Annotated in this window: 22 protein-coding genes and 6 pseudogenes; 19 read left to right on the top strand and 9 right to left on the bottom strand. The window is 59.9% G+C overall.

Going from position 1 to position 25,231, the window contains the following annotated elements; all coding sequences use genetic code 11:
- The 5 genes and pseudogenes from trbL (at position 1) to ACFXS9_RS08220 (ending at position 4,353) form a co-directional block, all read left to right on the top strand.
- Positions 1-1,254, top strand: a complete 1,254-nt coding sequence (gene trbL, locus ACFXS9_RS08240) for a P-type conjugative transfer protein TrbL (RefSeq protein ID WP_392687132.1) — start codon at positions 1-3, stop codon at positions 1,252-1,254.
- Positions 1,254-1,937 carry a conjugal transfer protein TrbF gene (gene trbF, locus ACFXS9_RS08235; protein ID WP_334444438.1) on the top strand — a complete coding sequence of 228 codons (684 nt, stop codon included), beginning with the start codon at positions 1,254-1,256 and terminating at the stop codon, positions 1,935-1,937. The genes trbL and trbF overlap by 1 nt, the downstream gene beginning before the upstream one ends.
- Positions 1,938-1,981: 44 nt before the next feature.
- Positions 1,982-2,916: pseudogene (gene trbG / locus ACFXS9_RS08230) on the top strand (P-type conjugative transfer protein TrbG).
- Entirely contained in the window at positions 2,913-4,109 is a 1,197-nt protein-coding gene (locus ACFXS9_RS08225; RefSeq protein WP_392687128.1) for a TrbI/VirB10 family protein, read from the top strand. The pseudogene trbG and the gene ACFXS9_RS08225 overlap by 4 nt, the downstream one beginning before the upstream one ends.
- A 4-nt stretch (positions 4,110-4,113) precedes the next feature.
- Positions 4,114-4,353, top strand: a complete 240-nt coding sequence (locus ACFXS9_RS08220) for a DUF2274 domain-containing protein (protein WP_025589931.1) — start codon at positions 4,114-4,116, stop codon at positions 4,351-4,353.
- Here the strand turns inward: ACFXS9_RS08220 and ACFXS9_RS08215 are convergent.
- Together ACFXS9_RS08215 and ACFXS9_RS08210 are read right to left on the bottom strand one after the other, a co-directional pair.
- On the bottom strand, positions 4,329-5,285 hold the full coding sequence (locus ACFXS9_RS08215) for a LysR substrate-binding domain-containing protein (protein ID WP_392687125.1): 957 nt from the start codon (positions 5,283-5,285) through the stop codon (positions 4,329-4,331). The genes ACFXS9_RS08220 and ACFXS9_RS08215 overlap by 25 nt on opposite strands.
- A 534-nt stretch (positions 5,286-5,819) precedes the next feature.
- Positions 5,820-8,667, bottom strand: a pseudogene (locus ACFXS9_RS08210) (cation-translocating P-type ATPase); the annotation flags it as partial.
- A gap of 126 nt (positions 8,668-8,793) precedes the next feature.
- On the opposite strand from ACFXS9_RS08210, the gene ACFXS9_RS08205 reads away from it, so the two are divergent.
- Positions 8,794-9,066 (top strand): XRE family transcriptional regulator, encoded by a 273-nt coding sequence (locus ACFXS9_RS08205; RefSeq protein ID WP_392687122.1) that lies wholly within the window; start codon positions 8,794-8,796, stop codon positions 9,064-9,066.
- 66 nt (positions 9,067-9,132) lie between these two features.
- On the opposite strand, the gene ACFXS9_RS08200 is transcribed toward ACFXS9_RS08205, so the two are convergent.
- On the bottom strand, positions 9,133-9,603 hold the full coding sequence (locus tag ACFXS9_RS08200) for a GreA/GreB family elongation factor (protein WP_392687119.1): 471 nt from the start codon (positions 9,601-9,603) through the stop codon (positions 9,133-9,135).
- Positions 9,604-9,768: 165 nt separating this feature from the next.
- Positions 9,769-10,188, bottom strand: a complete 420-nt coding sequence (locus ACFXS9_RS08195; protein ID WP_392687116.1) for a DUF488 domain-containing protein — start codon at positions 10,186-10,188, stop codon at positions 9,769-9,771.
- An 82-nt stretch (positions 10,189-10,270) separates the two neighbouring features.
- Here ACFXS9_RS08195 and ACFXS9_RS08190 point away from each other — a divergent pair, with 82 nt between their 5' ends.
- On the top strand, positions 10,271-10,420 hold the full coding sequence (locus tag ACFXS9_RS08190; protein ID WP_392687113.1) for a hypothetical protein: 150 nt from the start codon (positions 10,271-10,273) through the stop codon (positions 10,418-10,420).
- Between the two features lie 742 nt (positions 10,421-11,162).
- Here ACFXS9_RS08190 and ACFXS9_RS08185 read toward each other — a convergent pair.
- Positions 11,163-11,675 carry a DUF6306 domain-containing protein gene (locus ACFXS9_RS08185; RefSeq protein WP_392687110.1) on the bottom strand — a complete coding sequence of 171 codons (513 nt, stop codon included), beginning with the start codon at positions 11,673-11,675 and terminating at the stop codon, positions 11,163-11,165.
- A gap of 680 nt (positions 11,676-12,355) precedes the next feature.
- Between ACFXS9_RS08185 and ACFXS9_RS08180 the strand changes: the two genes are divergently transcribed.
- The 3 genes from ACFXS9_RS08180 (at position 12,356) to ACFXS9_RS08170 (ending at position 14,340) form a co-directional block, all read left to right on the top strand.
- Entirely contained in the window at positions 12,356-12,838 is a 483-nt protein-coding gene (locus ACFXS9_RS08180) for a universal stress protein (RefSeq protein WP_392687108.1), read from the top strand.
- A gap of 260 nt (positions 12,839-13,098) precedes the next feature.
- Positions 13,099-13,353, top strand: a complete 255-nt coding sequence (locus ACFXS9_RS08175) for a hypothetical protein (RefSeq protein ID WP_392687105.1) — start codon at positions 13,099-13,101, stop codon at positions 13,351-13,353.
- A 135-nt stretch (positions 13,354-13,488) separates the two neighbouring features.
- A complete protein-coding gene (locus tag ACFXS9_RS08170) occupies positions 13,489-14,340 on the top strand; it encodes a LysR family transcriptional regulator (protein WP_392687102.1) in 852 nt (283 codons plus the stop codon).
- A 145-nt stretch (positions 14,341-14,485) separates the two neighbouring features.
- Here ACFXS9_RS08170 and ACFXS9_RS08165 read toward each other — a convergent pair whose 3' ends face one another.
- Positions 14,486-14,890, bottom strand: coding sequence for a PAS domain-containing protein (locus ACFXS9_RS08165; protein ID WP_392687099.1), 405 nt, complete (start codon positions 14,888-14,890; stop codon positions 14,486-14,488).
- A gap of 359 nt (positions 14,891-15,249) precedes the next feature.
- Between ACFXS9_RS08165 and ACFXS9_RS08160 the strand changes: the two genes are divergently transcribed.
- The gene (locus ACFXS9_RS08160) at positions 15,250-15,705 is read left to right on the top strand and encodes a GreA/GreB family elongation factor (RefSeq protein ID WP_082656229.1); all 456 of its coding nucleotides are present in this window, start codon (positions 15,250-15,252) and stop codon (positions 15,703-15,705) included.
- 121 nt (positions 15,706-15,826) lie between these two features.
- Here ACFXS9_RS08160 and rnk read toward each other — a convergent pair whose 3' ends face one another.
- The 3 genes from rnk to ACFXS9_RS08145 all read right to left on the bottom strand — a co-directional run bounded on the left by rnk (position 15,827) and on the right by ACFXS9_RS08145 (position 18,340).
- Positions 15,827-16,255, bottom strand: coding sequence for a nucleoside diphosphate kinase regulator (rnk, locus tag ACFXS9_RS08155; protein ID WP_057901714.1), 429 nt, complete (start codon positions 16,253-16,255; stop codon positions 15,827-15,829).
- A gap of 637 nt (positions 16,256-16,892) precedes the next feature.
- Positions 16,893-17,579: a hypothetical protein gene (locus ACFXS9_RS08150; protein WP_392687094.1), complete on the bottom strand. Its 687-nt coding sequence runs from the start codon at positions 17,577-17,579 to the stop codon at positions 16,893-16,895.
- Between the two features lie 506 nt (positions 17,580-18,085).
- Entirely contained in the window at positions 18,086-18,340 is a 255-nt protein-coding gene (locus tag ACFXS9_RS08145) for a hypothetical protein (RefSeq protein ID WP_392687091.1), read from the bottom strand.
- A gap of 203 nt (positions 18,341-18,543) precedes the next feature.
- Here ACFXS9_RS08145 and rocD point away from each other — a divergent pair.
- The 8 genes and pseudogenes from rocD to ACFXS9_RS08105 form a co-directional block, all read left to right on the top strand.
- A pseudogene (rocD, locus tag ACFXS9_RS08140) lies at positions 18,544-19,428 on the top strand (ornithine--oxo-acid transaminase); the annotation flags it as partial.
- Positions 19,429-19,493: 65 nt separating this feature from the next.
- The gene (locus ACFXS9_RS08135) at positions 19,494-19,643 is read left to right on the top strand and encodes a BBE domain-containing protein (RefSeq protein WP_392687088.1); all 150 of its coding nucleotides are present in this window, start codon (positions 19,494-19,496) and stop codon (positions 19,641-19,643) included.
- An 84-nt stretch (positions 19,644-19,727) separates the two neighbouring features.
- Positions 19,728-20,066: pseudogene (locus ACFXS9_RS08130) on the top strand (FAD-dependent monooxygenase); the annotation flags it as partial.
- A gap of 96 nt (positions 20,067-20,162) precedes the next feature.
- A pseudogene (locus ACFXS9_RS08125) lies at positions 20,163-20,499 on the top strand (transposase); the annotation flags it as partial.
- Positions 20,500-21,210: 711 nt separating this feature from the next.
- A pseudogene (locus tag ACFXS9_RS08120) lies at positions 21,211-22,340 on the top strand (transporter substrate-binding domain-containing protein).
- Positions 22,337-23,002 carry an ANTAR domain-containing response regulator gene (locus ACFXS9_RS08115; protein WP_392687085.1) on the top strand — a complete coding sequence of 222 codons (666 nt, stop codon included), beginning with the start codon at positions 22,337-22,339 and terminating at the stop codon, positions 23,000-23,002. Before ACFXS9_RS08120 ends, ACFXS9_RS08115 begins: the two are co-directional and overlap by 4 nt.
- Positions 23,003-23,013: 11 nt before the next feature.
- Complete coding sequence (locus ACFXS9_RS08110; RefSeq protein WP_392687082.1) at positions 23,014-24,252, top strand: urea ABC transporter substrate-binding protein; 1,239 nt, start codon at positions 23,014-23,016, stop codon at positions 24,250-24,252.
- Between the two features lie 104 nt (positions 24,253-24,356).
- The gene (locus tag ACFXS9_RS08105) at positions 24,357-25,229 is read left to right on the top strand and encodes a branched-chain amino acid ABC transporter permease (RefSeq protein WP_392687079.1); all 873 of its coding nucleotides are present in this window, start codon (positions 24,357-24,359) and stop codon (positions 25,227-25,229) included.
- Positions 25,230-25,231 lie beyond the last annotated feature (2 nt).

Below are 25,231 nucleotides of genomic sequence, written 5' to 3'. Positions count from 1 at the left end.
ATGGGTGGCACCGGCGTCATCGACCGATTCCTGGAAACGTTTACCCGCTATATCGACTCTGGCTTTGGGCTGCTTGGCAACGAAGTCGCCTTCCTCGCAACCACGCTTGCCGCGATCGATGTCACGCTGGCCGCTCTGTTCTGGGCCTGGGGTACCGACGAGGACATCATCGCTCGCCTCGTGAGAAAGACGCTGTTCGTCGGCGTCTTCGCTTACCTGATCGGCAACTGGAACAACCTCGCCCGCATCGTTTTCGAGAGCTTTGCCGGTCTCGGCCTGGAAGCCTCAGGAACTGGACTATCATCGGCTGATTTCCTGCGCCCGGGGCGGATCGCACAGGTCGGTATCGATGCGGGGAGGCCAATCCTGGACTCAATCTCGGGCTTGATGGGCTATGTCAGCTTCTTCGAAAATTTCATCCAGATCGTGGTGTTGCTGTTCGCCTGGGTGACCGTGCTGCTCGCCTTCTTCATCCTGGCAATCCAGCTCTTTGTCACTCTGATTGAATTTAAGCTGACGACGCTCGCCGGCTTCATCCTGATCCCCTTTGGTTTGTTCGGCAAGACGGCTTTTGCCGCCGAACGCGTGCTCGGCAACGTCATCTCATCGGGCGTCAAGGTCATGGTGCTCGCGGTCATCGTCGGCATCGGCTCGACGCTGTTTTCGCAGTTTACCGCGGGCTCGAGCAGTGCACAGATCGGCATTGAAGATGCCATGGCCCTGGTGCTCGCAGCATTGGCGCTACTGGGCCTGGGGATCTTTGGGCCGGGCATCGCCAACGGCATCGTGTCCGGCGGTCCGCAGCTTGGCGCCGGAGCCTCCGTCGGCACGGGGTTAGCTGCCGGCGGAGTCGTGGTCGCCGGCGCGGGCCTTGCTGCAGGCAGCCTCGGTGCACTCGCAGGTGCCGCGCGTGGAACTGCGGCGCTAGCGGGTAGTGCGAGCGGCGTGTTTCGGGCGAGCGGTTTGGCCGGCGCCGCGGATGCCGGCGCGTCCGCCACAACGAGTCCGCTCCGCCGCGCTGCGACAAGTTCTAGTAGCAGCTCGGCATCAACCGGCGGCACTGTAGCCGGCGAAGCCGCCGCAGCCCAGACTGCTGCGAGTTCTTCATCTGCGGACACTCAATCCAGATGGGCTGGGCGTATGAAGCGCATTCAGACCATGCGTCATGGGGCGTCCGCCGCGACCAACGCCGTTCGCTCTGCCGATCAAGGTGGAGGTGGTGCCTCCGTCGATCTCTCGGAAGGAAAGCGGTGATGTTCAAACGACCATCCGTTCATTATGGCCGCACGCCCGCGCCCGTAACGCCCTATCAGAAAGCGGCGCAAGTGTGGGACGAACGCATCGGCTCGGCGCGGGTGCAGGCCAAAAACTGGCGACTTATAGCCTTCGGTTCTCTGATCCTGTCGGCGGGACTTGCATCAGGTCTCGTCTGGCAATCCACACAGGGAAGCATTACGCCCTGGGTCATTGAGGTCGATCGTCTCGGCCAGGCAGAGGCGGTTAGCCCAGCCAATCCCTTCTATCAGCCAACCGATCCGCAGATTGCCTTTCATTTGGCACGCTTCATCGAGAATGTGCGCGGGCTGTCGGCTGATGCCATCGTGCTGCGTCAGGACTGGCTGCGCGCCTACGACTTTACGACCGATCGCGGCGCCGCCGCCCTCAATGACCACGCCCGCGTCAACGATCCCTTTGCGAAACTCGGCAAGCTGCAGATCGCAGTGGAAATATCCAGCGTCATCCGTGCCTCGCCGGAAAGCTTTCGGGTCGCCTGGATCGAGCGCCGCTACGACAATGGGCAGCTTACTGCCACCGAGCGCTGGACCGCCATCCTCACCATCGTGATCGAAACTCCGCGCGATGCCGATCGTCTGCGCAAAAATCCTCTCGGGGTCTATGTCAACGCCATCAACTGGTCGAAGGAGCTTGGGCAGTGAATATGCAGATTCCTGGAGTCGCTAGCCCGAGTGTGCGCAAGGTCATGCGCCCGTTTCTGTTTGCTTGCATGTTTGCACTCAGCGGCTGTGCCACCTCCAAACCGCCGCAGATCAGCTACGACGACGATATCCCGCCACTTCCCAGTTCGCCGGCACTGGCAGAGGATCGTCCGCGATCCCTTCACGTTCCGCCGTCCTGGACGCCGGCGAAGGGAGGCAAGAAGGGAAACGTTGAGGCAAAGGAGCCTATTGCGCGCATCGAGACCGCCAATGACGCTGCGCGCGTCGAGCCGCGTAGCGCCGGCTACTTCAATGCTGTGCAGGTCTTCCCTTTTAGTCCCGGCGCCCTCTATCAGATCTACGCGAGCCCCGGACAGATCACCGATATCGCACTCGAGCCCGGCGAGCAGCTCACGGGTTCGGGGCCGGTATCGGCTGGCGACACCGCGCGCTGGGTCGTTGGCGACACCGAAAGCGGAAGCGGCGATACGAGACGTGTCCACATCATGGTCAAGCCGACGCGGCCTTCGATTGAGACCAACCTCGTGGTCAACACCGACCGGCGCACCTATCTCATCGAGCTGCGCTCGCGTGAAAAGCCTTACATGCCATCAGTCGCCTGGTTCTATCCCGAGGACAGGCCCGGCCGTGCCCGAGCTGTTTCCCCGACGCCAGTTCTTCCTGACTCTTCTCAGCGGCGCTATCGCTACACCCTCGAGGGCGACAATCCGCCTTGGCGGCCGGTGGGCGTCTATGACGATGGCCGCAAGGTCTATATCGAGTTCTCACCCGGCATCGTTCAGGGAGAAATGCCTCCGCTGTTTGTCATCGGTCCGGACGGCAATTCCGAGATCGTCAACTACCGAATCTATCGAAACGTGCTGATCGTCGATCGGCTGTTTGCCGCGGCCGAGCTGCGACTTGGTGGCGACCCTCAGCAAAAGGTCCGATCATCAGAAGCGACGGGAGGCCGTCGTGACTGATAAGCAAACGACTGGCGCCGGTGGTCCTGATTCTACCTCGCCGAAGAGTGCTGCTGAGATAGCCAGCTCACTGCGCCTGCGTCCAGAACGTCCGCCCGTGACTCGCCTGTCGCGTAAGGTATTGGCCGGGGGCACGGCACTCGCGCTCGTTCTCGCTCCCGGAGCCGTGCTGTGGGCCCTGCAGCAGAATCGCACGCGTGGTCCAGCTTCTGAAGAGCTGTACAGCACCGATCACCACAATGTGGCCGACGGCCTTGCCGGGCTGCCGCGCGACTATACCGGTATTCCGCGCGACGTGCCTCGCCTCGGATCGCCATTGCCCGGCGATCTCGGTCGTCCCATTCTTGCAGCCCAGGCCCAGTCCGGCCCGCTTGCGGTCGATCCCGAGCAACAGCGGATGAGCCAGGAAAGCGAGGCTGCGCGCACCAGCAAAGTATTTGCGTCAACGAATGTTCGGCCACCGGCTGCAGCGACTCCTGCCGAGACGACCTCAAATGCCGCATCACCGTCCGATGAGGCGTTTGCCCAGAATGGACAGCACCGCAAGCTCGCTTTTGTTAGCGCTGCCGTTGATCGGCGGACCACGAGCCCCGACCGTGTGGCGAAGCCAGCCTCGCGTTATGTCGTCCAGGCAGGGTCTGTGATTTCGGCGGCCCTTATTACGGGCATCCGCTCCGATCTGCCCGGGCAGATCATGGCGCATGTGACCGAACCGCTATTTGATACGCTGTCCGGTCAAACTTTGTTGGTGCCCCAGGGTGCGCGGCTGATAGGAATCTACGATAGTCACGTTACACATGGACAGTCACGCGTGCTCCTGGTCTGGACACGCCTGATCATGCCGAACGGCCGGTCGATCGTCCTTGAGCGCCAGCCGGGTGCCGATACCGCAGGCTATGCTGGGCTTCACGACGAGATCGATCATCACTGGGGCGAGCTGCTCAAGGCGGCGTTGCTGTCGACTTTGCTTGGTGTAGGAGCCGAACTTGGGTCCGGCTCGGATGCTGGCAACGGAAACAGCGCCATTCTGCAAGCCCTTCGCCGTGGGGCAGGGGATTCCCTGAACCAGACCGGTCAGCAGATCGTTCGGCGCAATCTCAACATCCAGCCGACCCTGACAATCCGGCCGGGTTTTCCGGTGCGGGTAATCGTCAATCGCGACCTCGTGCTCGAACCATACAGAGGCTGAAAAAATGGCAAAGCTGAAGCTCGGCGCCATCGCCGATGACAAGCCGGTAAAGCTCACGGTGGAACTGCCGGCCGATGTCCATCGCGACCTCGCGGCCTACACCGACATGCTTGCCCGCGAAACCGGGCAGTCGATCTCGGATCCGGCAAAGCTGGTCGCACCAATGCTGGCGCGATTCATGGCAACCGACCGAGCCTTTGCAAAGACCCGCCGCAAGGGTCAGCCTGCGCAAGGCAAGGGATAGCGCTCGCTCAACAATTTGAGGAAGTTTGCCAGCGCCGGATTGTCATTGTCCTTGCGCCAATGTGCTGAATAATTGACCTGACTCGGCCCCGTGCCGTCTCGTACCTCTCGATAAGTCAGGCCCGCAAAAGTGACGCCGATGTCGGACTCGGCCACCAAACTGACACCGAATCCTATGGATATGAGGGTCTTGATGATACCTCTGCTAACGTCATGGCGTTCGATCTTGGGACGGTCTGCTGTCGAGATCAGCTTCGCCAACAAGAGATCCTCAAGTTCCCGTCCCGGGTCATAATGGCTGAGAAGGACCGTCTCATTCCGCAGGTCGGTCCAGTAGATCGCCTTCTTCCCAGCCAGTTGATGTCCCTCAGGCAAGGCCACCAGGACGCGCTCGCTCCACAGCGGCAAGGCGTTGCTGTCAAAGACGTGTCCCCCGTCGGTCGCGATGACAACGTCGATTGCCCCATTGCGTAAGGCGGTGACGAGGCGCATCCGCGACCTTTCGACCATGCCAAGTGCGACCTGTGGGCACCGCTGCCTGAAATCTACCAACGTCGCCCGTAAATTGCCGGCCGACAGCGACGTATAGAATCCCACAGACAGCCGCCCAGCCTCGCCGCGTCCGTTAGACTTGGCTGACGTAACCAGCGCATCCATTTGTTCGAGAATCGACCGCGCCGTTCGGAGAAAATCCCGGCCAGCCGACGTGGCGCAGACGCCGCCGCTCGATCGCTCGAACACAATCACGCCTATTGATTCCTCGAGCTCCCGAATGCAGCGGCTCAGAGTTGACTGCTGCGTCAACAACGCTTCTGCAGCCCGCCGGAAGCTTCCATACTCCGCGGAAACAACCGCATATCGGAGGTGTTGAAGGGGGATCGTTGCAGATTGATTGCGGAGCGATAAATATCTGTGGTCTTGTTCGTCGGCCATTCGCGACCATGGTGCTCTGAAAATGCAGGAGCATCGATAAGATATTTGGAATCGGGTGATTTCATCGGCAGGTTGTGTTTTTTATTGGGCCGATCGGTGCCCTGCCGTCGGCGTCCGGCAGGCGATGGGGCGCCATCCGGACCGCGTGTCGCCCGAGTAGCGCACGCTTCTCTCAGATCGTCGGATAAGCGACATCGCGTTACGCTACGCGTGGCGACTGCACCTCGTCATGAACATCGCGCCCATTGCGAGCTTGATCGGCATCCGGCGAAAGCGCTTTACAGACCGGCAAGCATCACGTGATCAGAGCAGGGCGCAGCTTGTGCTCTGCTGCGGCAGCCGGCGCTTATTCCAACGAGGGCATTCTAGTGAATGCTTGCACCTGAATAGAGCGAGGTGAAAATCGCTTTACCCAAACGGACGACTTCAGGCGTGTCGACCTAAGCTCTGCCTTAGTCTGGTATTCAGGTCCGATGTTATGCCGCAAGTAAAACTATCTTGCGCAAGGACTTGATGGGTTTCTTGCCTCTCCCGTCATCTGCGGTCGTATGCACGCGCGTTGTCGGGCCGCTCCGTGGCGCTTGGACGTGCCGACGCGGTGCCGCTTCGGTCACCGCCCATCGCGCGTGTGATGACTTTGCTCAGTTCGCGGAGCCACAGTACAGAACTTGCGACCGCCGCGCAGAGAAGCCAATCGCCGGCGTCGAGACCGGTAGTCGAGAACGCTTCCTGGAGGAAGGGTACGTAGACAACGGCCGCGTGCAGAAAAAAGCGACAAAGCGATGGCCGCCCAGAGCCAGCGGTTCCGAAAAAGGCCGCGAAAGGCGCTTTCCTCGTCCGAACGGGCGTTCAAGGCATTGAAAAGCTGGAACATCATCAGGGTCGTAAAGGTCATCGTCTGGCCGTAGCGCATCGTGCCGGTCCCTTCAATGAGACCGCCCGGCAACGAAGCATCGAGGACGATCAAGGTCCCGGCCGCCATCACAAGGCCGACGAAGAGGATGCCGACCCACATGCGACGTGTGATCACGCCTTCGCCGCGCGGCCGGGGCGGCTGATTCATGACGGCCGTATCAACTGGATCGACGCCAAGGGCGAGCGCTGGCGCGCCGTCGGTAACCAGGTTGATCCAAAGGATCTGCGTCGCCAAGAGCGGGAGCACGACCCCGCCACCCGCCTGCGACAGCCCGATCAGGTCGATCAGCAGCACGCCGAAGAACATGGTCATGACCTCGCCGATGTTCGACGACAGGAGATAGCGCAGGAACTTCCGGATATTGGCGAAGATCGCTCGCCCCTCCTCAACGGCAGCAACGATCGTGGCAAAGTTGTCGTCGGCAAGAACCATGTCGGCGGCCTCCTTCGACACGTCGGTTCCGGTAATGCCCATGGCGATCCCAATGTCGGCGGTCTTGAGCGCGGGAGCGTCGTTGACGCCGTCCCCGGTCATGGCCACCGTCATGCCGTCGCGCTGTAGAGCTTTTACGATGCGCAGCTTGTGCTCGGGGTTGACGCGGGCGTAGACCGACACCTCGCGGACCGTCTGCTCCAGCGCCTCTTCTGACAGCTTCCCGATCTCCACACCCGTGACAGCTCGGTCGCCGGCCGCGATGCCGAGCTCGGCGGCGATGACCGAAGCGGTCTTCGGGTGGTCGCCCGTAATCATGATCGGACGAATGCCGGCGCCTTTCGCGCGCGCGACCGCATCCTTCGCTTCTTGCCGAGGCGGGTCGATCATGCCGATCAGTCCGAGAAAAACGAGATCCTGCTCGACTCCTTCATCGATCGCTTCCGGCCCAGCGGCCTCCTTAGGCAGCGAGCGGAAGGCGACGCCTAGCGTACGCAGCGCCTCGCCGGCCAGCGTCTCATTGGTCGTAAGGATCTCCGCGCGTCGGCCCTCGGTCAGAGGACGCGCTTCCTCTCCCGCGAACTCGTGCGAGCAACGCGCCAAAAGGACGTCGGGCGCGCCCTTGGTAAAGGCAAGCAGGCGCTCCTGGCGTTCGGCGTCGCTGTGGACCGTGCTCATCAGCTTGCGCTCGGAGGAGAACGGCACCTCGCCGAGACGCGTGAAGCGGGCGTCGAGCGCCTCCGCCTCCAAGCCCGCCTTACGGGCGGCGACGATCAGCGCGCCTTCCGTCGGATCGCCTTGAACCGCCCAGCGGCCCTCGCGTTCCTGCAGGACGGCGTTGTTGGCGCGATCGGCGGCGGAGAGCGTCCGCACCAATTCCGAGCGCTGCGCGCCGACGATCTCTCCGCCGCCATCCCGGCTGAGCGGCCCTTCCGGCGCATAGCCGGTGCCGCCGAGCGTCACGCGTCCCCTAGCGGTGGCGATCACGCGCACGGTCATCTCGTTCTTGGTGAGCGTTCCCGTCTTGTCGGAAGCGATCACGTTGGCGGAGCCGAGCGTCTCCACGGCCGCGAGATGGCGCACGATGGCGTTACGTTTGGCCATCCGCTGCACGCCGAGCGAGAGCACCGCTGTCACTATCGCGGGCAGGCCCTCCGGGACCGCGGCGACCGCGAGCGCGACGCCGAGGATGAGGACGTCGAAGATGGCCGAGATCCCAGTCACGTCCTCGACGAGAAGGATCGTGGCGATCATCACCACCGAGATGACGACTACGATAAGTCCGAGCAGCTTGCCGACGCGGTCAAGCTCCTTTTGCAGCGGCGTCGTCTCCTGCTGCGCCGCCTTCAGCATGCCGGCGATACGGCCCATCGCGGTCTGCATACCCGTGGCGGTGACAACCGCGCGCCCGCGCCCGTAGGTCGCCGTCGTACCGCTGAAAACCATGTTGCGCCGATCGCCAAGTCCCGCCTCTCCCGCGACCGGCGCGCTGTTTTTCGACATCGGCAGGCTCTCGCCGGTGAGCGCCGCCTCCGCCGTTTGCAGGACGACGGTCTGGAGCAGCCGGGCATCGGCCGGGACCGTATCGCCTTCCTCGATGAGGACGATGTCGCCGGGCACGATCTCGGCTGCCGCAATGCTCTGCGGGGCGCCGTCTCTCACGACGTTGGCGTGTGCCGCCGAAATCTGCTGCAAGGCGGCTACGGCCTGCTCCGCCCGGGCCTGCTGGATATAGCCCATCACGCCATTGAAAAGCACGATCGCGGAGATTGCCATCGCCTCGTACGGCAAGGCGGATCTGCGCTCATAGAGCCAAAGCACAGCGGAGACGAGCGCCGCAATGAGCAATAGGATGACGAGGACGTCGGCGAACTGAGCGAGAAATTTTCGCCACGCAGGCACGGGCTCTTCGGCGGTGAGCTCGTTCCTGCCGAAGCGATCGAGCCGCGAACGGGCCTCGGCACTGGTCAGGCCGACATCAGCATCGGTGTCGAGCGCTGACAAGACCTGATCCGCGGTCTGCTGGTGAGGCTCCGTCCGAGCGGTCCTTTCGACGTTGATGTCCATGGTTCGGGCGACCTTGTTTCTGGCTCGTTCGGTTGAAGGGCCCTATAGTCTAGGAGGTTACGACAGTCGGGCCCTCACGCTGCGGCGCGTGCCTTGACTGGAATCAGCCGCGAGGATTTCGCGGGAGCTGCTGGAATTTCAGCCGACACGTTAGCCTTGATGGAGGCAAGCGGCAGCGCTTGGCTCCATTCGGAAAGCGATGCGGAAGCTGTGAGCCGCGCTTTTGAGAATTTTGGAGTGGTCGTTATCGAAGAGGATGGCAGCATGGGGGCTGGTGTCCGATTGAAATTCACGCGGCAGGACGTGAAACAGATTAATCGACTGGAAACCGAAGGCGGGATCGTGCGTTCAGACGACGCGCTCTGACGTTGTGGTCGTGATGGGTGGCCGCCCTGCGCGGCCGCGATGCCAGCAGAGATCCGATGTCGGTCACTACGGTACTCCTTCAACTTTCATGACCACTCCGTTGCCCATTTTTCCTCGCACTTCAAGAACCGCGAGGCTACGCTCTCTACCTTGCTCGGTCCAACGGATCGACTGCCCCGGTCCAAGACCGATCAGCGCACTTCCGATCGGACTTAGCACTGAAATGCAGCGGCAGCGCAGAGTCTCTTCCGGGAAGACAAGTTGAGCTTGTTGAATTCGTGCATCTGCGTGATCGACGAATTTTACGTCACAGCCTAGTCTTACGACCGAGTTCGGCGCGATATCGTCTGGCGCAACATCCGCGCGCTCGATCTCCTCGCGAAGAAAGCTGGCCGTCTCCACGTTGACTGTCGTGGGCGCCGCACCAAGCAGCGCAAATAGACGTTCACGGTCCGATGCCGTCAAAACGATGGCCGGTCGTTGCTCGACGCGATTGCGCTCGACGTCGCTCATGGTTGCTTGTTTTGCAATGATCATTGCGTTCACCAGTTCACGAAGGCAGTCGACCGAAAAACTAGCCCGATCTTGCCGGGCAACTGTCTCAGCGGCCTGTTTCCAAGGACACAATGGCCGCCGAACGGCGGGAACACACCTTAGCGAAGGAGTGTTCGAAGGGATGAAGTTTGGCCTCCGAAACTACGATCAGTTACCATGCGAGTGCGAAGGCGAGCGAGGATGAGAACGTCGTGGGATGCTGCGGCCCAGCAGGATTTCCCTCAGAACGACCGCATCGTTGTGAGTCTCATCATGCGCTGCAAAAACGAGTGTAGTTCGTCCTCCCTGAGCGAGGGTACGTAGTTCGCCGAGCCGGCCACGATGCTGATGTATCTCTTCCGAGTAGCGGCGTCGAAACTCGTGCCAACGAGCAGGATCATGTCCGAACCACCGTCGCAGCGCGGTGCTGGGTGCAAGATCTTTGGCCCACAGATCGATCGCAGCATCTGCTTTCCTAACGCCGCGCGGCCAGAGCCGGTCGATCAGTATTCGAGTGCCGTCGCTCGAACCAGCGGACTCGTATGCCCGTTTTAGCTTGATGTTCTCGGCAGTAATCCTCTTACTCATCGATATTTCTCCGGTATCGCCGATGTCTTAATCCGTTCCAATTCCGCGGGACGATCGTGTCGCCGCGTGCTCCTGTGCAACTATGCTGACGCTGGTGGCCGGAGCGCTGGTGACGCTGGTCGATTTGTGTATGTTGTTTTCCGATATTGCGACTGACATAAATAAGATCCAGGCGACCATCCAAAACGTCAACCTGCCGGTGTCGCCGCCTGCCCAGAGTGGGCTGGAGTGACTATGCGAGGGCAGAAGCTCGATTAAACGAGCCGCCAGGATGCTCGCCTCAGATGGCGACCATCGCTCGCTATTCGATGTCCATATCTTCGCAGCAAGGCTGTTTATCGCCTGAGTCTTGGGAAGCTGTGTCAGGCGAGCCGCCTCCTGCCAGGGATCAACGTCCTGACGTGCAAGTAGGGACAAGACGCTCAATGTCATCTCATCTGTCTCGGAAAGCGAAGCGAACAAGAAAGTGTCATACTGGGACTCGAGACCAAAAAGCGCGGTCATGTTGCCCTCCCACTCTCGAAGGAGATGTCTGGTTGCCGTTGCCCTATCGGGTCGTCCAGCACCTTGCGAGTTCTCGGCAACATCTGACAAGCGATAAATACTGACAGTTCATATTCAGAATATTGATAGGCGCTTCGCTCGGACCTTCGGTGGCGCGGCGTTCTTCCGTGTTCGATCCGCGGCGCCGGGGAACTTTGCAAAGCGAGTTATCTTTGGCGGATCGCTTGCTGGGAATGTGGCCTCCAGCTCCTCGTCCAACTGACGATCCAGTTCTCTCTTTTCCCGTTCCGAGGAGGTTTCCTTTGCGGTCATTGGGATCGCTCCATCCATTTTCATACATATAGTGCCGTGTGATCTGCTTTGGTGGGGGCCGGTCATTGGATTCAACGCTGGATTTGAAGTGCCGTTCCGTGACCGACCATTCCGCACCAAGATTGGACGGAAATCATGAAGATGTGGGTCGAGGCGAGCTAGGTGAGAAACGTCTCAAGCTGCTCGACCTGTTTACGGTGTAGCAGCAGGAGGTACGCAAGTTTCGCATTTAGTTTTGAATCAAAGATGTTCAGGACGGCATCCTCGATCATATCGGCCAGCCTAGCCTGATTGCGGATTGCGAATGCGATCATCCCTCGGAGACTGCATTCGACGTCAAAAATAGCAGTGGTCCTCTTGTGGCGAAGCACGCCGGCTCCGGCCCTCGCGGCAATCTCCTTTTTGAGAAGAATGCAAATTGCCCCCTGGGCAAGTTCGGACTCAAAAGCTAGGTCTGCAACATCGGAGGCGGCCGCGCGTGCGACTGCTGCATATGCCGTGACGCCGACGCGTTCACCTTCGAGAAGTTCTTTGAGAAAATTCAGTATTTCTTCCTTGGACCAATAGCCGAAGCAGCCGGGATCGCCCGCATTTGTTTCGCGCGGAGTAGATGCGAATTGCTGGATTGAGTCTTCTAAGGAAGCTTGCTGGGGTTGCCGGGCTTTCCGCATGATTTCGTTTCCCTGCCAGAACGAGATGAGGATCGGCAGCCTGGCTCTTGGCCTCTCTATTGCTTAGGCTGCCGCGCAATTACTTGCTCTTTAGTCAAATTTCACAAGCGAAAATTATTGCCAGTTTGGATCAAGGAAGTTGTTACCTGTATAAGGTTCGGAATAGCGCGGTTTGCGACCTGCATAAGGATTCGCATGTTCTATCTTCCACATCGAGGGTGGAGCGTGCAGTCCGAGGATTAGAGTTGCTACGTGGCGACGCGTCTAAACCAGCGCGCTCTTTCGATTGAATTGGAAGCGCTTTCGAATGGCGGTCAGAAGCTCCTTGCCAACTCTGTGCCAAGCAATCCTCGTACCAATAAAATCAATATCAAGTCGCGATACTTTTCGTTTGTCAAAGTCACTTGCGGGCATACGTTGAACGGTACATGCCGGATCGGTTCTCGGAATCAAGATGCAGGTAGTGGAGGACCAGATGACAAAGAGATCGTTCGAAGGCGAGGTCTCCGGTCGGGACGCTAAGCCAAATCATGGGCGTTCCTGAAATTTTCAGCAGCGATAGGTGATCGCTTCACGGCTCAGGTCTGCCGAAGTAACGCGCTCGCGGCCATCGCTAGCACCCATACCCAGTGGCCGCCGAGACCGGGACAACGGGCGCAACAAAGAGAGAGGAAACTCGGATGTACCAGAGAATTCTCCTGGCTTTTGACGGTTCACCCGATGGCCGCGAAGCTCTGGTTCAAGCCGAAAGCTTGGCATTAGCATGTGGTGCGACAGTTCATCTTCTTGCGATCATAGACCCGTCCGAAAGCATGCTTGTCGTTGAGGCAATGTCTTTCACTCCCGACAATCAGCGTTTTGTAGTCCAGATCGTGCTAGACGAGGGAGTGAAGCGGTTGCGACGCGCTGGATGCACTGCAATCAGCGAGCTCAAGTACGGAAGGCCAACGGAACAGATAATTCTATCCGCAAGAGAGATAGATGCCGATTTGATTGTCGTTGGCCATCGGGATCAAGGGACGCTTGCGCGCTGGTTGAACGGCTCGGTAGGCGGATCGATCTTGCATCAACCACCATGCAGCCTGCTCGTCGCCGTAAAGTCGGAGCGAAGGTCGAATAACGTCACGCCGATTCAGCAGCTGACGGAGCGGGGGAGAAGATGAGAACCTCATGCTGGAAGGCCCAGTCACTCAGCGCTTTGGTCGTCGACGGTGAGGCGTCTGAACGACGCACCGTTCTCGACGTCAGTAGCTCCGGGAGTACCTCCAAGCATTGGGAGCAAATAGCCGCGACGTGACGACGCGTGATGGCACTGTTCCGACTGAGGGCCAACGGCTGTCATTGATCTGCAAGAGCCTCCAACTGAAGGAGGTTTACTCGGCGGGCGGCTCCCCCTTCTCCTGAACGGATCGGCTGCGTCGTCTTGACCGCTGCGGCTACTGAAGAACATCAGGGCCATCAGCCCGCACCCGATGAGAAGCGAAAAGAAGGTTCCGAGACCAAGGGCGATCCAGCCGTGCTTATCCATCACCGCGTCGCCAGTGGCGTTCTATACGGACGTAGCCCAAAAGCCAGTGAGCATGAGCTAGGCGATCAGAACTACGATAAGGGCAATCTGGCCAAGGCCAAGGCTTCGCATGGTGCGCCTTTTCCGTTCGGCCCACGACAGGCGAGCTAACCCATAAGGGAAAGCATCCGTTCCTCAGTGGGGCTCGCTCAGCAAGGGCTTCTGACCGTCTACTCTCTCACCCAGGACGCAGCATACAAACGAATTTAATTGACACTTGAGTGCATTTTTCATGTTAGATAGGTCATGGACATCGAATTGGCCCGGACGTTTCTGGAGATCGTCTCGACGGGAAGCTTCATCAAGGCTGCCGACCGACTGCATGTCGGTCAAACAACCGTCAGCGCTCGGGTACGCTTGCTTGAGCAACAGCTCGGGCGTCCGCTTTTTGTCCGGAACAAAGCCGGAGCGTCTCTGACTCCAGCCGGAGAGCAATTCCTTCGCTTCGCACCAAGCTTTGTACAGCTCTGGCAGCGCGCGCGCCAGCAAGTAGCCGTGCCGGCCGGACATCGCGCGGTCCTTACGGTGGGTAGCGAGGTCAGCCTGTGGCAGCCTCTCTTGCTCAATTGGGTTCGACGGATGCGACGTTCACATTCGGACATTGCTCTTCGCGTCCATGTTGATGTCCCACAGGATCTCATCACTCACGTAGCAGCGGGGATTGTCGACATCGCGATAATGTATGCGCCTCAACACCGGCCGGGACTAAAAATCGATCTAGTAATGGAAGAGGAGCTTGTCCTGGTGACGACGGATCCAAAGGCAGATTCGTTGGATACGTCGCGATATGTTCTCGTTGAATGGGGGCAGGAATTTTCTCTTCATCACGACGTAGCTTATCCCGAAACGACGCCTACCCTCGTGACAAATCTTGGCCCCTTGGCTCTCAATTACGTCCTTTTGGAAGGAGGAGCCGGGTATTTCAGAAGGCACGCCGTGAAACCGCACCTGATATCTGGAGAACTCCACGTCGTGCCTGGAGCACCCAAGTTTTCGTTTCCGATTTACGCCGTTCATTCTGCAAATGTTGATGAAGCTACGCTTACTTCAGCATTAGGGGCGCTACGGGAAGTCTCAACAGCTGAAGTGACGGAATGAGGAGGCCCAGCTTGTTCGCCGCCATTCCAGAGCATGCCGACACTGCATTCAAATTTGGCGATCTTTTCAGCGACGCCGATAACGCCTGAAATCGCAGTGCGTTCGCAGTGCGAGGATACCGTCCTCGCATGTCTGCGGATTCCCCTCAGGCCGTGCGGACTGCGGAACGCTCTCGCTCGACGCGGTCGGTGACGTCGCGTGCCATGGCGACTGAGCCCAACACTTCGCCTTCGTCGCCTTTGACGACCGCAAAGGTCATCTCGACGTAGAGTTTGGTTCCGCTTTTGTGCAGCGCCCGGGTCAGGGTCGGACGGCCTTGAAGCTTCATTACGCCCTTTGTCATCGCCGCGTTGAAGCCGCTCCAGTGCGAAGCGCGCAGATGCTCCGGAATGATCAGATCGAGACTTCTGCCGAGGGCCTCCTCCGGGGCGAAGCCAAACAGACCGATCGAGGCGCGATTCCACCGGACAATTTCGCCCGATCGGTTTGCGTAGATGACGGCATCGGCAAGTTGATCGAGAATTCTCTCAGCCAAGAGTCGGTCTTCCATGGGTAACCTCTCGCCTCAATTCTCAGCGGACAGGCATATAGCGCCGACCCGGCGCATGTTGTTCCCTCCCGCTGGCGTCAGAAATCAAGTCACAGCTCTCTCAATCGCGCTCTCATGCGTCAAACTCTTGCACGAGATTCTGTGTGACACCAGAAGTTCACCGAGAAAACGCAATGTTGAGTACGGAGTACATTGACATCGGGTTCTCGGCAAAAAGCTCGACGTTTTCTTATCGTCGGCGATTTCCTAGTCTGGGGGATCTAATCAATTGTTTTGATCCTGATGCGCATTTTTTTTCGCTTGTAGAAAGCGAATGGTAAGCGAGAATTGCGTGGCTGGATACGACAGGAGTCTGGAAAATGAACACCGCCGGCTACCATCATCCGGTGACACTTCCCCCGGTCCTTATTTCAGAGGCGGATCGAGAGAAGCTGTACGCTATTGCCACCTCGGCGCTGACGAACGATCGCCTGGCGCCGGCTGCCTCAAACGTATTACGGGAGATCCATCGAGCGACAATTGTCCCTAATGATCAGCTTCCAACCAATGTTGTGGCTGTCAACTCATGTGTAGATGTGCGCGACAACGTCGCCGGCGCGAGTAGTCGAATAGTCCTCTCCCTGCCAGACGAAACGTCTTGCAAGCCGAACGCGGTTTCGGTGTTGAGCCCGCTGGGCGCGGCCCTGATTGGACTGTCGGAAGGCGCGTCGATCGAATGGTGCACCGCAAGCGGCGATCGAAAGAACATAACAGTTCTTCGTTCCACGCCGAGCTCGGCAAGATCGCCAATGCTCGCCGAGAAGCAGGCACCGTAGCTCGAATGGCGCATGTGGGCCATGGCTGGATCCAAAGATGAATGCCGTCCAGGCGATGATGCCAAGGCATGTATGCGGTTCCGTGCGACGAGTTCACAGCGTCGCACGGCAAAGCATCGCGTCAGGGCCGATGAGGTTTGCGGACCGAGACTACGGTGAGCTGCCGCGTCTCTCCGAGGGGCGTTTCCCACGTGATCGAGTGTCCGGTCCGCAGGCCAATTAAGGCCGTTCCGACCGGGGTCATCACGGAGATCTTCCCTCGTGAGATGTCAGCTTCGTCAGGATAGACGAGTGTGACCTGGCGGACACGTCCCGTCGTATCGTCGCGAAATGCGACGTCGTCGTTCATGCCCACGAAGTTGTCCGCTATTTCGTCCCGGCCCAGCACGCGTGCGCGGCCGACCTCCTCGGCCAACTCGGACGCCAGGTCAGGCAGCCTGCTCCGGGCCGCATGCGCAAGCGTGGAAAGCCGGTCATGATCCTTTGCCGAGAGGATGATCGCTGGCTTGACGTGGCTCCTCGCCGTGGTGACTGTTTTCTCAGTCGTCATCTCAATCTCCCTGATTCATGCTCGCCAAGTCGTCGTTCGTGCTGCTGGTCGCATCGGCGGGTGACGGCAGTAGCGGATTCAGTACGGCATCTTCCTCGAGGCGGTCAGCTCTGACCGGACCGGCTGCGCGGCTTCCGGTGTTCGCTACCGGCTGATCGCTTGTTGAGCGTATGTCCGACGATCAGCAGTCAGGCTTTTGGACTTGGCACGCTGCGGCTCCGATGAGGTCTCGGTTCGCTGAATCCATCGGGGTCGAAGAACAACACGAGGCTTAGCCACAAAATCAGGACAGTCGCTGTTAACATTAGCAACATTGATATCACTCCTCTACCTCGCGAGCTACGACGTTCCGGTCGGCAGACGTGTAACGCACGGGTGCCAAGCGGATCGATTAGGTGGGTTGTAAAAATTGGATAGAATTGTCCCGGCCGGCGTAAGCCGTCCGGGCTACCTGCCAGCTTGCAGCAGGCCCGCGCGAGATTGTAAGCGGTGCGCTTTAGACATCGTCATACCCACGAGCTAATCATGAAATCAGAGAACTCAAGTCTGGCGCTCAGATGCTCAGCTCGTGCCCTGACGAGAGACGGCGACGAACCGTATTTACTTTCACGCTCGTATAGATCGTCTGTGCCGAAGATCAGGAAAATCTATCGGCAAACTGCTTTGCTAGAGCGTCAGCGGTTGCATCGGCAAGTTGGTAGATATGGTTTTTCATCTCTTCCCAGGTGTGAGCCTCGGCTTCATACTTCCGGTCCTTCAATTCTTGGATCTGTTGGATGTGATGACCACCGTGGGCCAAAAGAAGGTTGTTCACTACATCCTTCGGCAAATAAGGATTTGCCTTGCTTAGGAAGCTGGCAATCTCCTCGGCGTTCGACGTCAGAGACTGAGTTGCCGTGCCTTGCTTTGCAGCGTCGTCTGCGACCGTCGCCACAAGATAGGCCTTTACAGCACCATAGTGACCCGCGAGGAGCTTGAAGAAGGTGTCGTTCGCGGCTGCTCCGTAGAATGGTTCGATGGTCGCGGCAATCGATCGCGCGTTGGTGACGGCTTGTTGCTCTGCTATTCTTGCGGCGTCGTCGCGCTTTTCGATCGTGGCTATCGAGACTGCTCGTACCCAGAAGATGTGTCCGATCCAAAGATCTCGAAGAACCGCTGCGGTCTCGAAAGTTTTATCAGTCCGAGCCCTTCTTTTGGCGGGGTGAGAATGTCTGCTGGCCGCGAAGGCACTTCCGGAGAGCGGCACCAACGCTGCGATAGCTGCACCGACGGTTACAAGCTCGCGACGATCGATGAGGGCGTATCGTGCTTCGTTCCGTGACATTGAAGCCTCCTTGGACGGAAGTACCGTTCGCCTTGAGTAGTTCAAGAGCTTGTATTTCACCAAGGGCAGGATCAGACAAACGAATTTAATTGTGATTTCAAATCATGATCGTTGCTAATCCTGCACCAAAGAGGCTGCGAGGTGCAGTTTTCGGCACCGCGTTTTTCGGCCACGCCGACTGCAGAACTGGTAGGATGGCCGACATCAAGAACCGTGTCGTGAGTTGTTGAAGCCGACTTATCACGCAATAACACGTGCAGACTGGCGCGTAGATAATCTGCATGCCAATGCCAACGCGGGTAGCTCCCCGCCGGGGAAATGAAGGTGCTCGCGACGGGCCGCTTCTGGCGCGAAGCGGACGTTCGACGAAAAGCTGACGTCCGAAAGCGCTTACGAACGGACTAACTCTAACCTGGCTGCTGTGGGAGCGAATGCTCGAGGAAGAAACGCAGCATTTCCATCGTTGCGTCGGTCCTCGCGGATCAGTGTAGGAGCCCGCAGGACAGTCACTGGTCTCGCTTGAGTTTCGGTTTCCCCCAATGGGTGTCTTTGCGCTCTGGATCGAACACCCGCTCGACATGACGGTTCAGCGCCTTCATGACCCCGATCCGCGCCAGCATCGTGGGACCGCTGCGCGACACCAGCATCAGCGCCTCGATCGCGGCCTGCCATTCGGGTAGGGCGGACTCCTTCTTCGGCAGGCCGGTGATGTAGTTGGCGGCGCCCCGTATGGGGGTTGAGCGGAAGTCGTCGGTATACACCTAGACAGGCTGTCTCGCCGGAGGGATCATGCAGCGCGAGGAGAACTGGGGCGCCGACCGCCCTTGGGCAGGCCCCAAATGGCCGTCACCCAATGCGTCCGCAAGCAAAATGTCTGTGGTAACTTGATGATCATCGGGCATTCGCAGGCTGAAAAATGGCGATAGCCCATGCCTGCAGTTCGCTCCAACTGGAGTGACGAAACATGGATCCATCGGTCACTGATTTTATTGCGAGGGAAGCGCGCTTTGGCGCCCGGAACTACGAACCGCTCGGCGTCGTTCTGTCGCGCGGCGAGGGTGTCTTTGTTTGGGATACGCAGGGCCATCGCTACCTCGATTGCCTCTCCGCCTATTCCGCGGTGAATCAGGGCCACTGCCATCCGAAGATCTTGGCCGCGATGGTGGAGCAGGCGGGCCGGCTGACGCTGACGTCGCGCGCCTTTCACAACGACCAGCTGGCCCTCTTCTACGAAGAGATCGCGGCGCTGACCGGCTCCCACAAGGTGCTGCCGATGAACAGCGGCGCCGAAGCGGTGGAGAGTGCGATCAAGTCGGTGCGCAAATGGGGCTATGAGGTGAAGGGGGTGCCGGACGGGCAGGCCGAGATCATCGTCTGCGCCGATAATTTTCACGGCCGCACCCTTGGCATCATCGGCTTCAGCACCGATCCGGCGGCACGTGACCATTTCGGACCGTTCGCGGCGGGCTTCAAGATCATCGCCTTCGGCGATGCCGCGGCGCTGAAGAAGGCAATCACGCCCAACACGGTCGCCTTTTTGGTCGAACCGATCCAGGGAGAAGCGGGCGTCGTCATCCCGCCGTCAGGTTACTTTACAGAAGTGCGCGAACTCTGCGCCGCGCACGACGTGATGCTGATTTTGGACGAGATCCAGACTGGGCTCGGCCGCACCGGCAAGCTGCTCGCGGAACAGCACGAGGGCATCGAGGCGGATGTCACGCTGCTCGGCAAGGCGTTGTCCGGCGGCTTTTACCCAGTGTCGGCCGTGCTTTCGAACAACGCGGTGCTCGGCACCCTGAAACCTGGTCAGCACGGTTCGACCTTCGGCGGCAATCCGCTGGCCTGTGCGGCCGTCGGCGGTCACGATGTCGACGGATTCAAGACGCCGCACTGCGGCCGTGGGTGGAGGACGCGGTGTACGTGAACAACCTCGGTAACGACGAGGCCGACCGTGTTCGCTCCGCCTACGGCGCGAACTTCGACCGGCTCGTGGCCGTCAAGGCGAAGTACGACCCGGACAACTTCTTCAGAGGCAACCAGAACGTCGCGGAACATCGCATCTGATGCACGAGAAGCACGCATTGGCCTACAAGGCAGCAGTCCAGTTCTTCCTGGCAACGCACCGTCAGGCGACCTGAGGCACGACTTATGGCCAAGGTCGAGCGCGTGCTGATTGTCGGTGGCGGACTGGCAGGCTTGGCACTGATGATCGCCCTGCGTCAGCGGGGGCTGTCGGCCGCCATCGTCGAGCGGGGGAGCGACCGGACAGCGCCCGGCACCGGTCTGTACCTCATCGGTAGCGCGACGCGCGCCCTGCAGGCCCTGGGAGTCGCCGACGACGCTGCACGCAACGGCTGTGTCATTCGCACGCAACGCTTGTTCAACCATCGAGGCACGCGCCTCGCCTCGATCGACGCCGGAGCATTCTGGGAACCATGCGGCCCATGTTTCGGGATCGCGCGCAGCGATCTGCACAAGCTGCTCACGCAACAGGCGGCAGGCTCGCACATTCGACTCGGCGTGATGGTGCAATCTGGCAAGATGCTGACTTCCACCGCCACCCTTGTGAACGATGGGACAACGCTGCTCTACCGGGCCAGCAAACATGACTGCGATGCTTGCGAACTCAAGCCCCGGTGTTGTCCGAAGATGCCCTCCCGCAAGGTCCCACGTTCAATCCACGAAAAGGCTCGAGACGTTGCGCGCGAGATCGCCAAGACCCATGCCTACGTGACGTCGCGGCGTGAACGGAAGAAGATTGAAATGCTCTTCGCGCACCTCAAGCGCATCCTGCGGCTCGACCGTCTCAGGCTGAGAGGCCCATTTGGGTGCTCAAGACGAGTTCTTCCTGGCGGCCACCGCCCAAAATCTCCGGAAGCTCGCAAAGCTGATCCCGAGCCCTGCGCTGCAGCCCGCCTAAAGCGCAGTAGAGCCCGCGCGCGCCTGCCTCTTGGCATCGTTACGAACGGCCTATTGGTCGACTTTTTCAACGCGATCGGCGCGAAGCGGACACTGGCAACTGTCGCTAATTCGCCGAATGAGCGCCCGTTCGGCATGTGCGTAGCTGCGAGCGTGTTTCACGCGTCATGGCATCGCCGCGCTGAGCGGCCAGGTTGATCGCGCCCAAATGAAACCGCACAGAAACGGCGGAAATGAATGACGGGCTCCCAGTCGAGGTTATTCGACGTCGGTGCCCGCGTGTACAGGCGTCACGACAAGAATGACCTGGGCACCGTGACAGAAAAGGACTGGGCCGGAGTCACCGTCAAACGGGACAACCGAACCCAGCGCTACAACGCGGTCCTTATACAGATGTTGGACAAATAGAACACTTGCGCGAACGGTTGCGGCGGCTCGCCGCGCTTGCATAGTTTTTCTGCAGCAAGTCATGAATTGATGCAATCGCAGCCACAACATCATGCTTGACAGCATGGTCGTTCTAAGGGAGCCTAACGTACAAGCGTTGGGCAAAGCTGCCCTTTAACGCGATAAGTTCAAACCATTTCCAACACCGCGCTTCAGGTTCGAGCGTGTCCAGTTGGTGGCGAGGGCGCCCTCGGCTTCACAGCCGGCGGGCGCTTTTTGTTTTTTGATCGGGTGATTGGTGCGGAAGCAGTATCGTATCGGCGTGATGTTTTCGACGACGGGGCCTTACAGCGTCGTCGCGCGCTCGATGCTGAACGGCGCGATGCTGGCGTTTCGTGAAAATGCCGAGGCCGCCGGCCCGGTGGTTCTGGAGCCGGTCGTGGTCAACCCGTCGGGCGATCTCGCGCGTTACCGTGCGCTCAGCCTCGAACTGCTCGGCGCAGGCATCCGGCAGGTGGTCGGCTGCTATACCTCCTCGAGCCGCAAGGAGGTCATTCCGTGCTTCGAGAAGTTCGATGGGCTATTGTGGTATCCGTCACACTACGAGGGCTTCGAAAGCTCCGACAATGTGATCTATACCGGCGCGTCGCCCAATCAGCATGTTCTGCCACTGGTCGACTACCTCGTATCGAGGGTCGGCGACCGGGCCTTTGCGTCGGCTCCAACTACATCTGGGCCTGGGAGAACAACCGCATCTTCCGCGAGGCACTGACCGCGCGCGGCGGCAGCGTGATCGCGGAGCGGTATCTGTCGGTGGGCGACACCGAGTTCGACCAAGTGATATCGGCGATCCTCGACCAGCGTCCCGATTTCGTCTTCAACAATCTGATCGGTACCAGCGCATACGCGTTCTTCCGTGCGTTCCGCGCTGCCTGCAAAGTGCGCGGCATCGATCAGGCCAATGATATTCCGGTGGCGAGCTGCACGCTGTCGGAACCGGAACTGGCCGAAATCGGCGGCGGGGCCATCGATGGGCATCTCAGTTCCAGCGTCTATTTCTCTTCCCTGAATTCGCCGCCGAATGCGGCCTTCATCGAAACCTACGCCAAGGCGTTTCCTGACGGGCCGGTATCGTCCGCCGATGCGGAAGCTTCCTACATCGCGGTCAAGCTGCTGGCCGCGTCGCTGGAACAGGCCGGCACCGACGACGCCCGCCCCGTGCGCGCTGCGGTCGCGAACCAGCGGCTGCTGGCGCCGCAGGGTGAGGTGCGCATTGATCCACAGACCTATCACGCTTGGCTGACGCCGCGCATCGGCCGCTCGGCCGCCAACGGGCAATTCGAAGTGCTGCTGGAAGCGCGCAACCCCGTCGCTCCCGATCCCTATCTCGTCCAGTCGTCACCGCGTTTCGCGGTCACAATGCGCTCCCCCGTGCTCCGAGTGGTGCAATCATGACATCCCGACTGCTGCAGAATTTCAAAGATGGCCGCGCTTTGGTGATTACGGCGCGCGGCGGAAGGGAGACCACGCTCGAAACGACGCTCGCTAAGCTCGGCGTCTCCTGCGAATACCCGGAAATTGTCGGCGGCCGCGCCCAGATCGATATCGGCAGTCTTCAGGCCGAACGTGACATCCTGTTCGTCGACGGTGACCTCGAAGGCGCGGTTGCGATCGACGTCAATCCGGTCTCGCGCCTGCCGCCAGTGCCGGTGATCGGTTTGGTCGGCGTTGAGGCGCCGAGCCGGCTCAAGGCGCTGGTCAACCTTGGCGCCACGTCCTTCCTGCGCAAGCCGGTGCATGGCGGCGCCGTTTACACCTCGCTTTTCATGGGCATCAATCAGTTCCTGCTGCGCAACAACATGTATGCCCGTCTTCAGGATCTCGAAGGTCGCCGCCGTGGCCGCCGTGTCGTGATCCGCGCGGTGATCTTCTTGATGAAGCAGGACGGTCTCGATGAAGAGGGCGCCTATTCCCAGCTTCGCCGCGAGAGCATGCGCGCGCGGCGGAATCTGGAACTTTACTGCGAGGAGTTTCTAAGCAGACGGGTCGATTCGCCCGACATTCCCGGCCGCGCGAACAGCATCACGCTGAGAGGCGGAACCAAGCAAGCGATGTAGGAGACACCGACATGACCAGAAGTGTATTGCGGGGGCTGCGCGCCGTAGCCCTCACGGGGACGCTTGTCCTCGCGGCAGGTGCGGCGTTTGCGGCAGACCCCATCAAGCTCGGGGTACTGGAGGATCAATCCGGCGATTTCGCGGCGGCCACCATTGGCAAGGTGCACGCGATCCAGCTTGCGACCGAGGAGATCAACAAGGCTGGCGGCATCGCCGGCCGTCCGATCGAGCTCGTTACTTACGACACCCAGTCCGACAACACCCGCTATCAGGAATTCATGCGCCGGGTGCTGCAGCGTGACAAGGTCGACGTGGTGTTCGCCGGCTTTTCGTCCGCTTCGCGCGAAGCCTATCGCCCGATCGTCGATCAATTCAACGGCTTTGCGTTCTACAACAATCAGTATGAAGGCGGCGTCTGTGACGGCCACATGATCGTCACTGGCGCGGTGCCGGAGCAGCAGTTTTCCACGCTAATTCCCTACATGATGGAGAAATACGGCAAGAACGTCTACACGCTCGCCGCCGACTACAATTTCGGCCAGATCTCGGCGGAATGGGTGCGCAAGATCGTCAAGGAGAACGGCGGCAAGATGGCCGGCGAGGAGTTCATCCCGCTCGGCGTGTCGCAGTTCTCCCAAAGTATCCAGAACATTCAGAAAGCAAAACCGGATTTCGTGGTGACGCTCTTGGTCGGCACCGCGCAGGCCTCCTATTATGAACAAGCGGCATCCGCCAACGTCAATCTGCCGATGGCCTCCTCGGTCAATGTCGGGCAGGGATATGAGCACAAGCGCTTCAAGCCGCCGAGCCTGAAGGACATGTACGTCACCACCAACTACATCGAGGAGATCGACTCCCCGACCAGCAAGGCGTTTTTCGCCAAGTTCAAGGCCAAGTTCCCGAGCGAGCCCTATGTGAATCAGGAAGCCGAGAATTCCTATCTCGCGGTCTACCTTTACAAGCAGATGGTGGAACGGGCGAAGTCGACCAAGCGGGAAGACATTCGCAAGGTGATCGCGGCCGGCGACGTCTGCATGGATGCCCCGGAAGGCAAGGTCTGCATCGATCCGAAGAGCCAGCACATGTCGCACACCATCTACCTCGCCAAGGTCGGTGCCGATCACTCGATCTCGTTCCCGAAAGTCTGGGAGGACATCAAGCCGTATTGGCTGGGTGATGCGGGCTGCGACCTGACCAAGAAGGATCCGATGGCACAGTACACACCGTCCAACCCGCCGCCGAAACCCTGACCGTGGCGTCGGCGTCGCCCCGGTGGGTACTCCTGGCCGCCGGGGCGATAGTCACTTTAACTATTGAAGTATCGTAGCCTGCATCCCCATCACCCGGTCGGTTCATGGACATCGCGACACTCGCCTTCTCGGCTCTCTATCAATTCGGCGATGCTTTCGCTTTCCTGGTGCTGTCGGCATGCGGGCTGGCGGTGATCTTCGGCATGATGGGCGTGATTAATCTCGCACATGGCGAGTTCATCATGTGCGGCGCCTATGTGACGGCTTCCACCGCTCATGCCGGGCTGCCGCTGCCGCTGGCGATCCTATCCGGCGCTATCGTAGCGGCCCTGGTCGGCGCGCTGGTTGAGCTCGTGGTGATCCGCCATCTCTATGACCGTCCCCTCGACACTATCGTCGCTACCTGGGGCCTTAGCCTGATTGCGACCCAGGGCACCTTGATCATGGTAGGCTCGACCATGGCCGGCGTCGGAACCCCGTTCGGCAGCTTTCAGGTCGGCGCGTATTCCTATTCGATCTACCGCCTCGTGCTGTTCGCCTCCGCGCTCGGCGTGCTCGGCGGCCTCTATGCGCTGTTCAACTGGACCCGCTTCGGCGTGCTCGCCCGCGCCACTATCCAGGTGCCGCACATGGCGGCCGCACTCGGCGTCGACACCCGCTTAATCTACAGCCTCACTTTTGCCTGCGGCGCCGGGCTCGCCGGCCTTGCCGGCGGTCTCTATGCGCCGACCATGACACTGGTGCCGACCATGGGCGCCACCTTCATCATGGAAGCCTTTGTCACCGTCGTGATCGGCGGCGCCGACGTGTTCCTTGGGACGGCACCCGCTGGCGCGGTCCTTGCGGTAGTGAAGTCGGTGATGACATCGTGGCAGGGACAATTGTTCGGCCAGATCGGTCTCTTGGTGGCCGTGATTATCGTCGTCCGGATACTGCCGAAGGGCATCTCCGGATTCCTGCTGCGCGAACGAACCTGAAG

This window comes from Bradyrhizobium sp. RDI18, from assembly GCF_043203335.1.
GTDB lineage: Bacteria > Pseudomonadota > Alphaproteobacteria > Rhizobiales > Xanthobacteraceae > Bradyrhizobium > Bradyrhizobium retamae.
This window is presented reverse-complemented; position numbering and strand designations above follow the sequence as displayed.

Excerpts from the sequence above, each read along its gene's own strand:
- trbL (WP_392687132.1), top strand. The coding sequence starts at position 1 with ATGGGTGGCACCGGCGTCATCGACCGATTCCTGGAAACGTTTACCCGC.
- trbF (WP_334444438.1), top strand. The coding sequence starts at position 1,254 with ATGTTCAAACGACCATCCGTTCATTATGGCCGCACGCCCGCGCCCGTA.
- ACFXS9_RS08220 (WP_025589931.1), top strand. The coding sequence starts at position 4,114 with ATGGCAAAGCTGAAGCTCGGCGCCATCGCCGATGACAAGCCGGTAAAG.
- ACFXS9_RS08215 (WP_392687125.1), bottom strand. The coding sequence starts at position 5,285 with ATGGCCGACGAACAAGACCACAGATATTTATCGCTCCGCAATCAATCT.
- ACFXS9_RS08200 (WP_392687119.1), bottom strand. The coding sequence starts at position 9,603 with ATGATCATTGCAAAACAAGCAACCATGAGCGACGTCGAGCGCAATCGC.
- ACFXS9_RS08195 (WP_392687116.1), bottom strand. The coding sequence starts at position 10,188 with ATGAGTAAGAGGATTACTGCCGAGAACATCAAGCTAAAACGGGCATAC.
- ACFXS9_RS08190 (WP_392687113.1), top strand. The coding sequence starts at position 10,271 with ATGCTGACGCTGGTGGCCGGAGCGCTGGTGACGCTGGTCGATTTGTGT.
- ACFXS9_RS08185 (WP_392687110.1), bottom strand. The coding sequence starts at position 11,675 with ATGCGGAAAGCCCGGCAACCCCAGCAAGCTTCCTTAGAAGACTCAATC.
- ACFXS9_RS08180 (WP_392687108.1), top strand. The coding sequence starts at position 12,356 with ATGTACCAGAGAATTCTCCTGGCTTTTGACGGTTCACCCGATGGCCGC.
- ACFXS9_RS08170 (WP_392687102.1), top strand. The coding sequence starts at position 13,489 with ATGGACATCGAATTGGCCCGGACGTTTCTGGAGATCGTCTCGACGGGA.
- ACFXS9_RS08165 (WP_392687099.1), bottom strand. The coding sequence starts at position 14,890 with ATGGAAGACCGACTCTTGGCTGAGAGAATTCTCGATCAACTTGCCGAT.
- ACFXS9_RS08160 (WP_082656229.1), top strand. The coding sequence starts at position 15,250 with ATGAACACCGCCGGCTACCATCATCCGGTGACACTTCCCCCGGTCCTT.
- rnk (WP_057901714.1), bottom strand. The coding sequence starts at position 16,255 with ATGACGACTGAGAAAACAGTCACCACGGCGAGGAGCCACGTCAAGCCA.
- ACFXS9_RS08150 (WP_392687094.1), bottom strand. The coding sequence starts at position 17,579 with ATGTCACGGAACGAAGCACGATACGCCCTCATCGATCGTCGCGAGCTT.
- ACFXS9_RS08115 (WP_392687085.1), top strand. The coding sequence starts at position 22,337 with ATGACATCCCGACTGCTGCAGAATTTCAAAGATGGCCGCGCTTTGGTG.
- ACFXS9_RS08110 (WP_392687082.1), top strand. The coding sequence starts at position 23,014 with ATGACCAGAAGTGTATTGCGGGGGCTGCGCGCCGTAGCCCTCACGGGG.
- ACFXS9_RS08105 (WP_392687079.1), top strand. The coding sequence starts at position 24,357 with ATGGACATCGCGACACTCGCCTTCTCGGCTCTCTATCAATTCGGCGAT.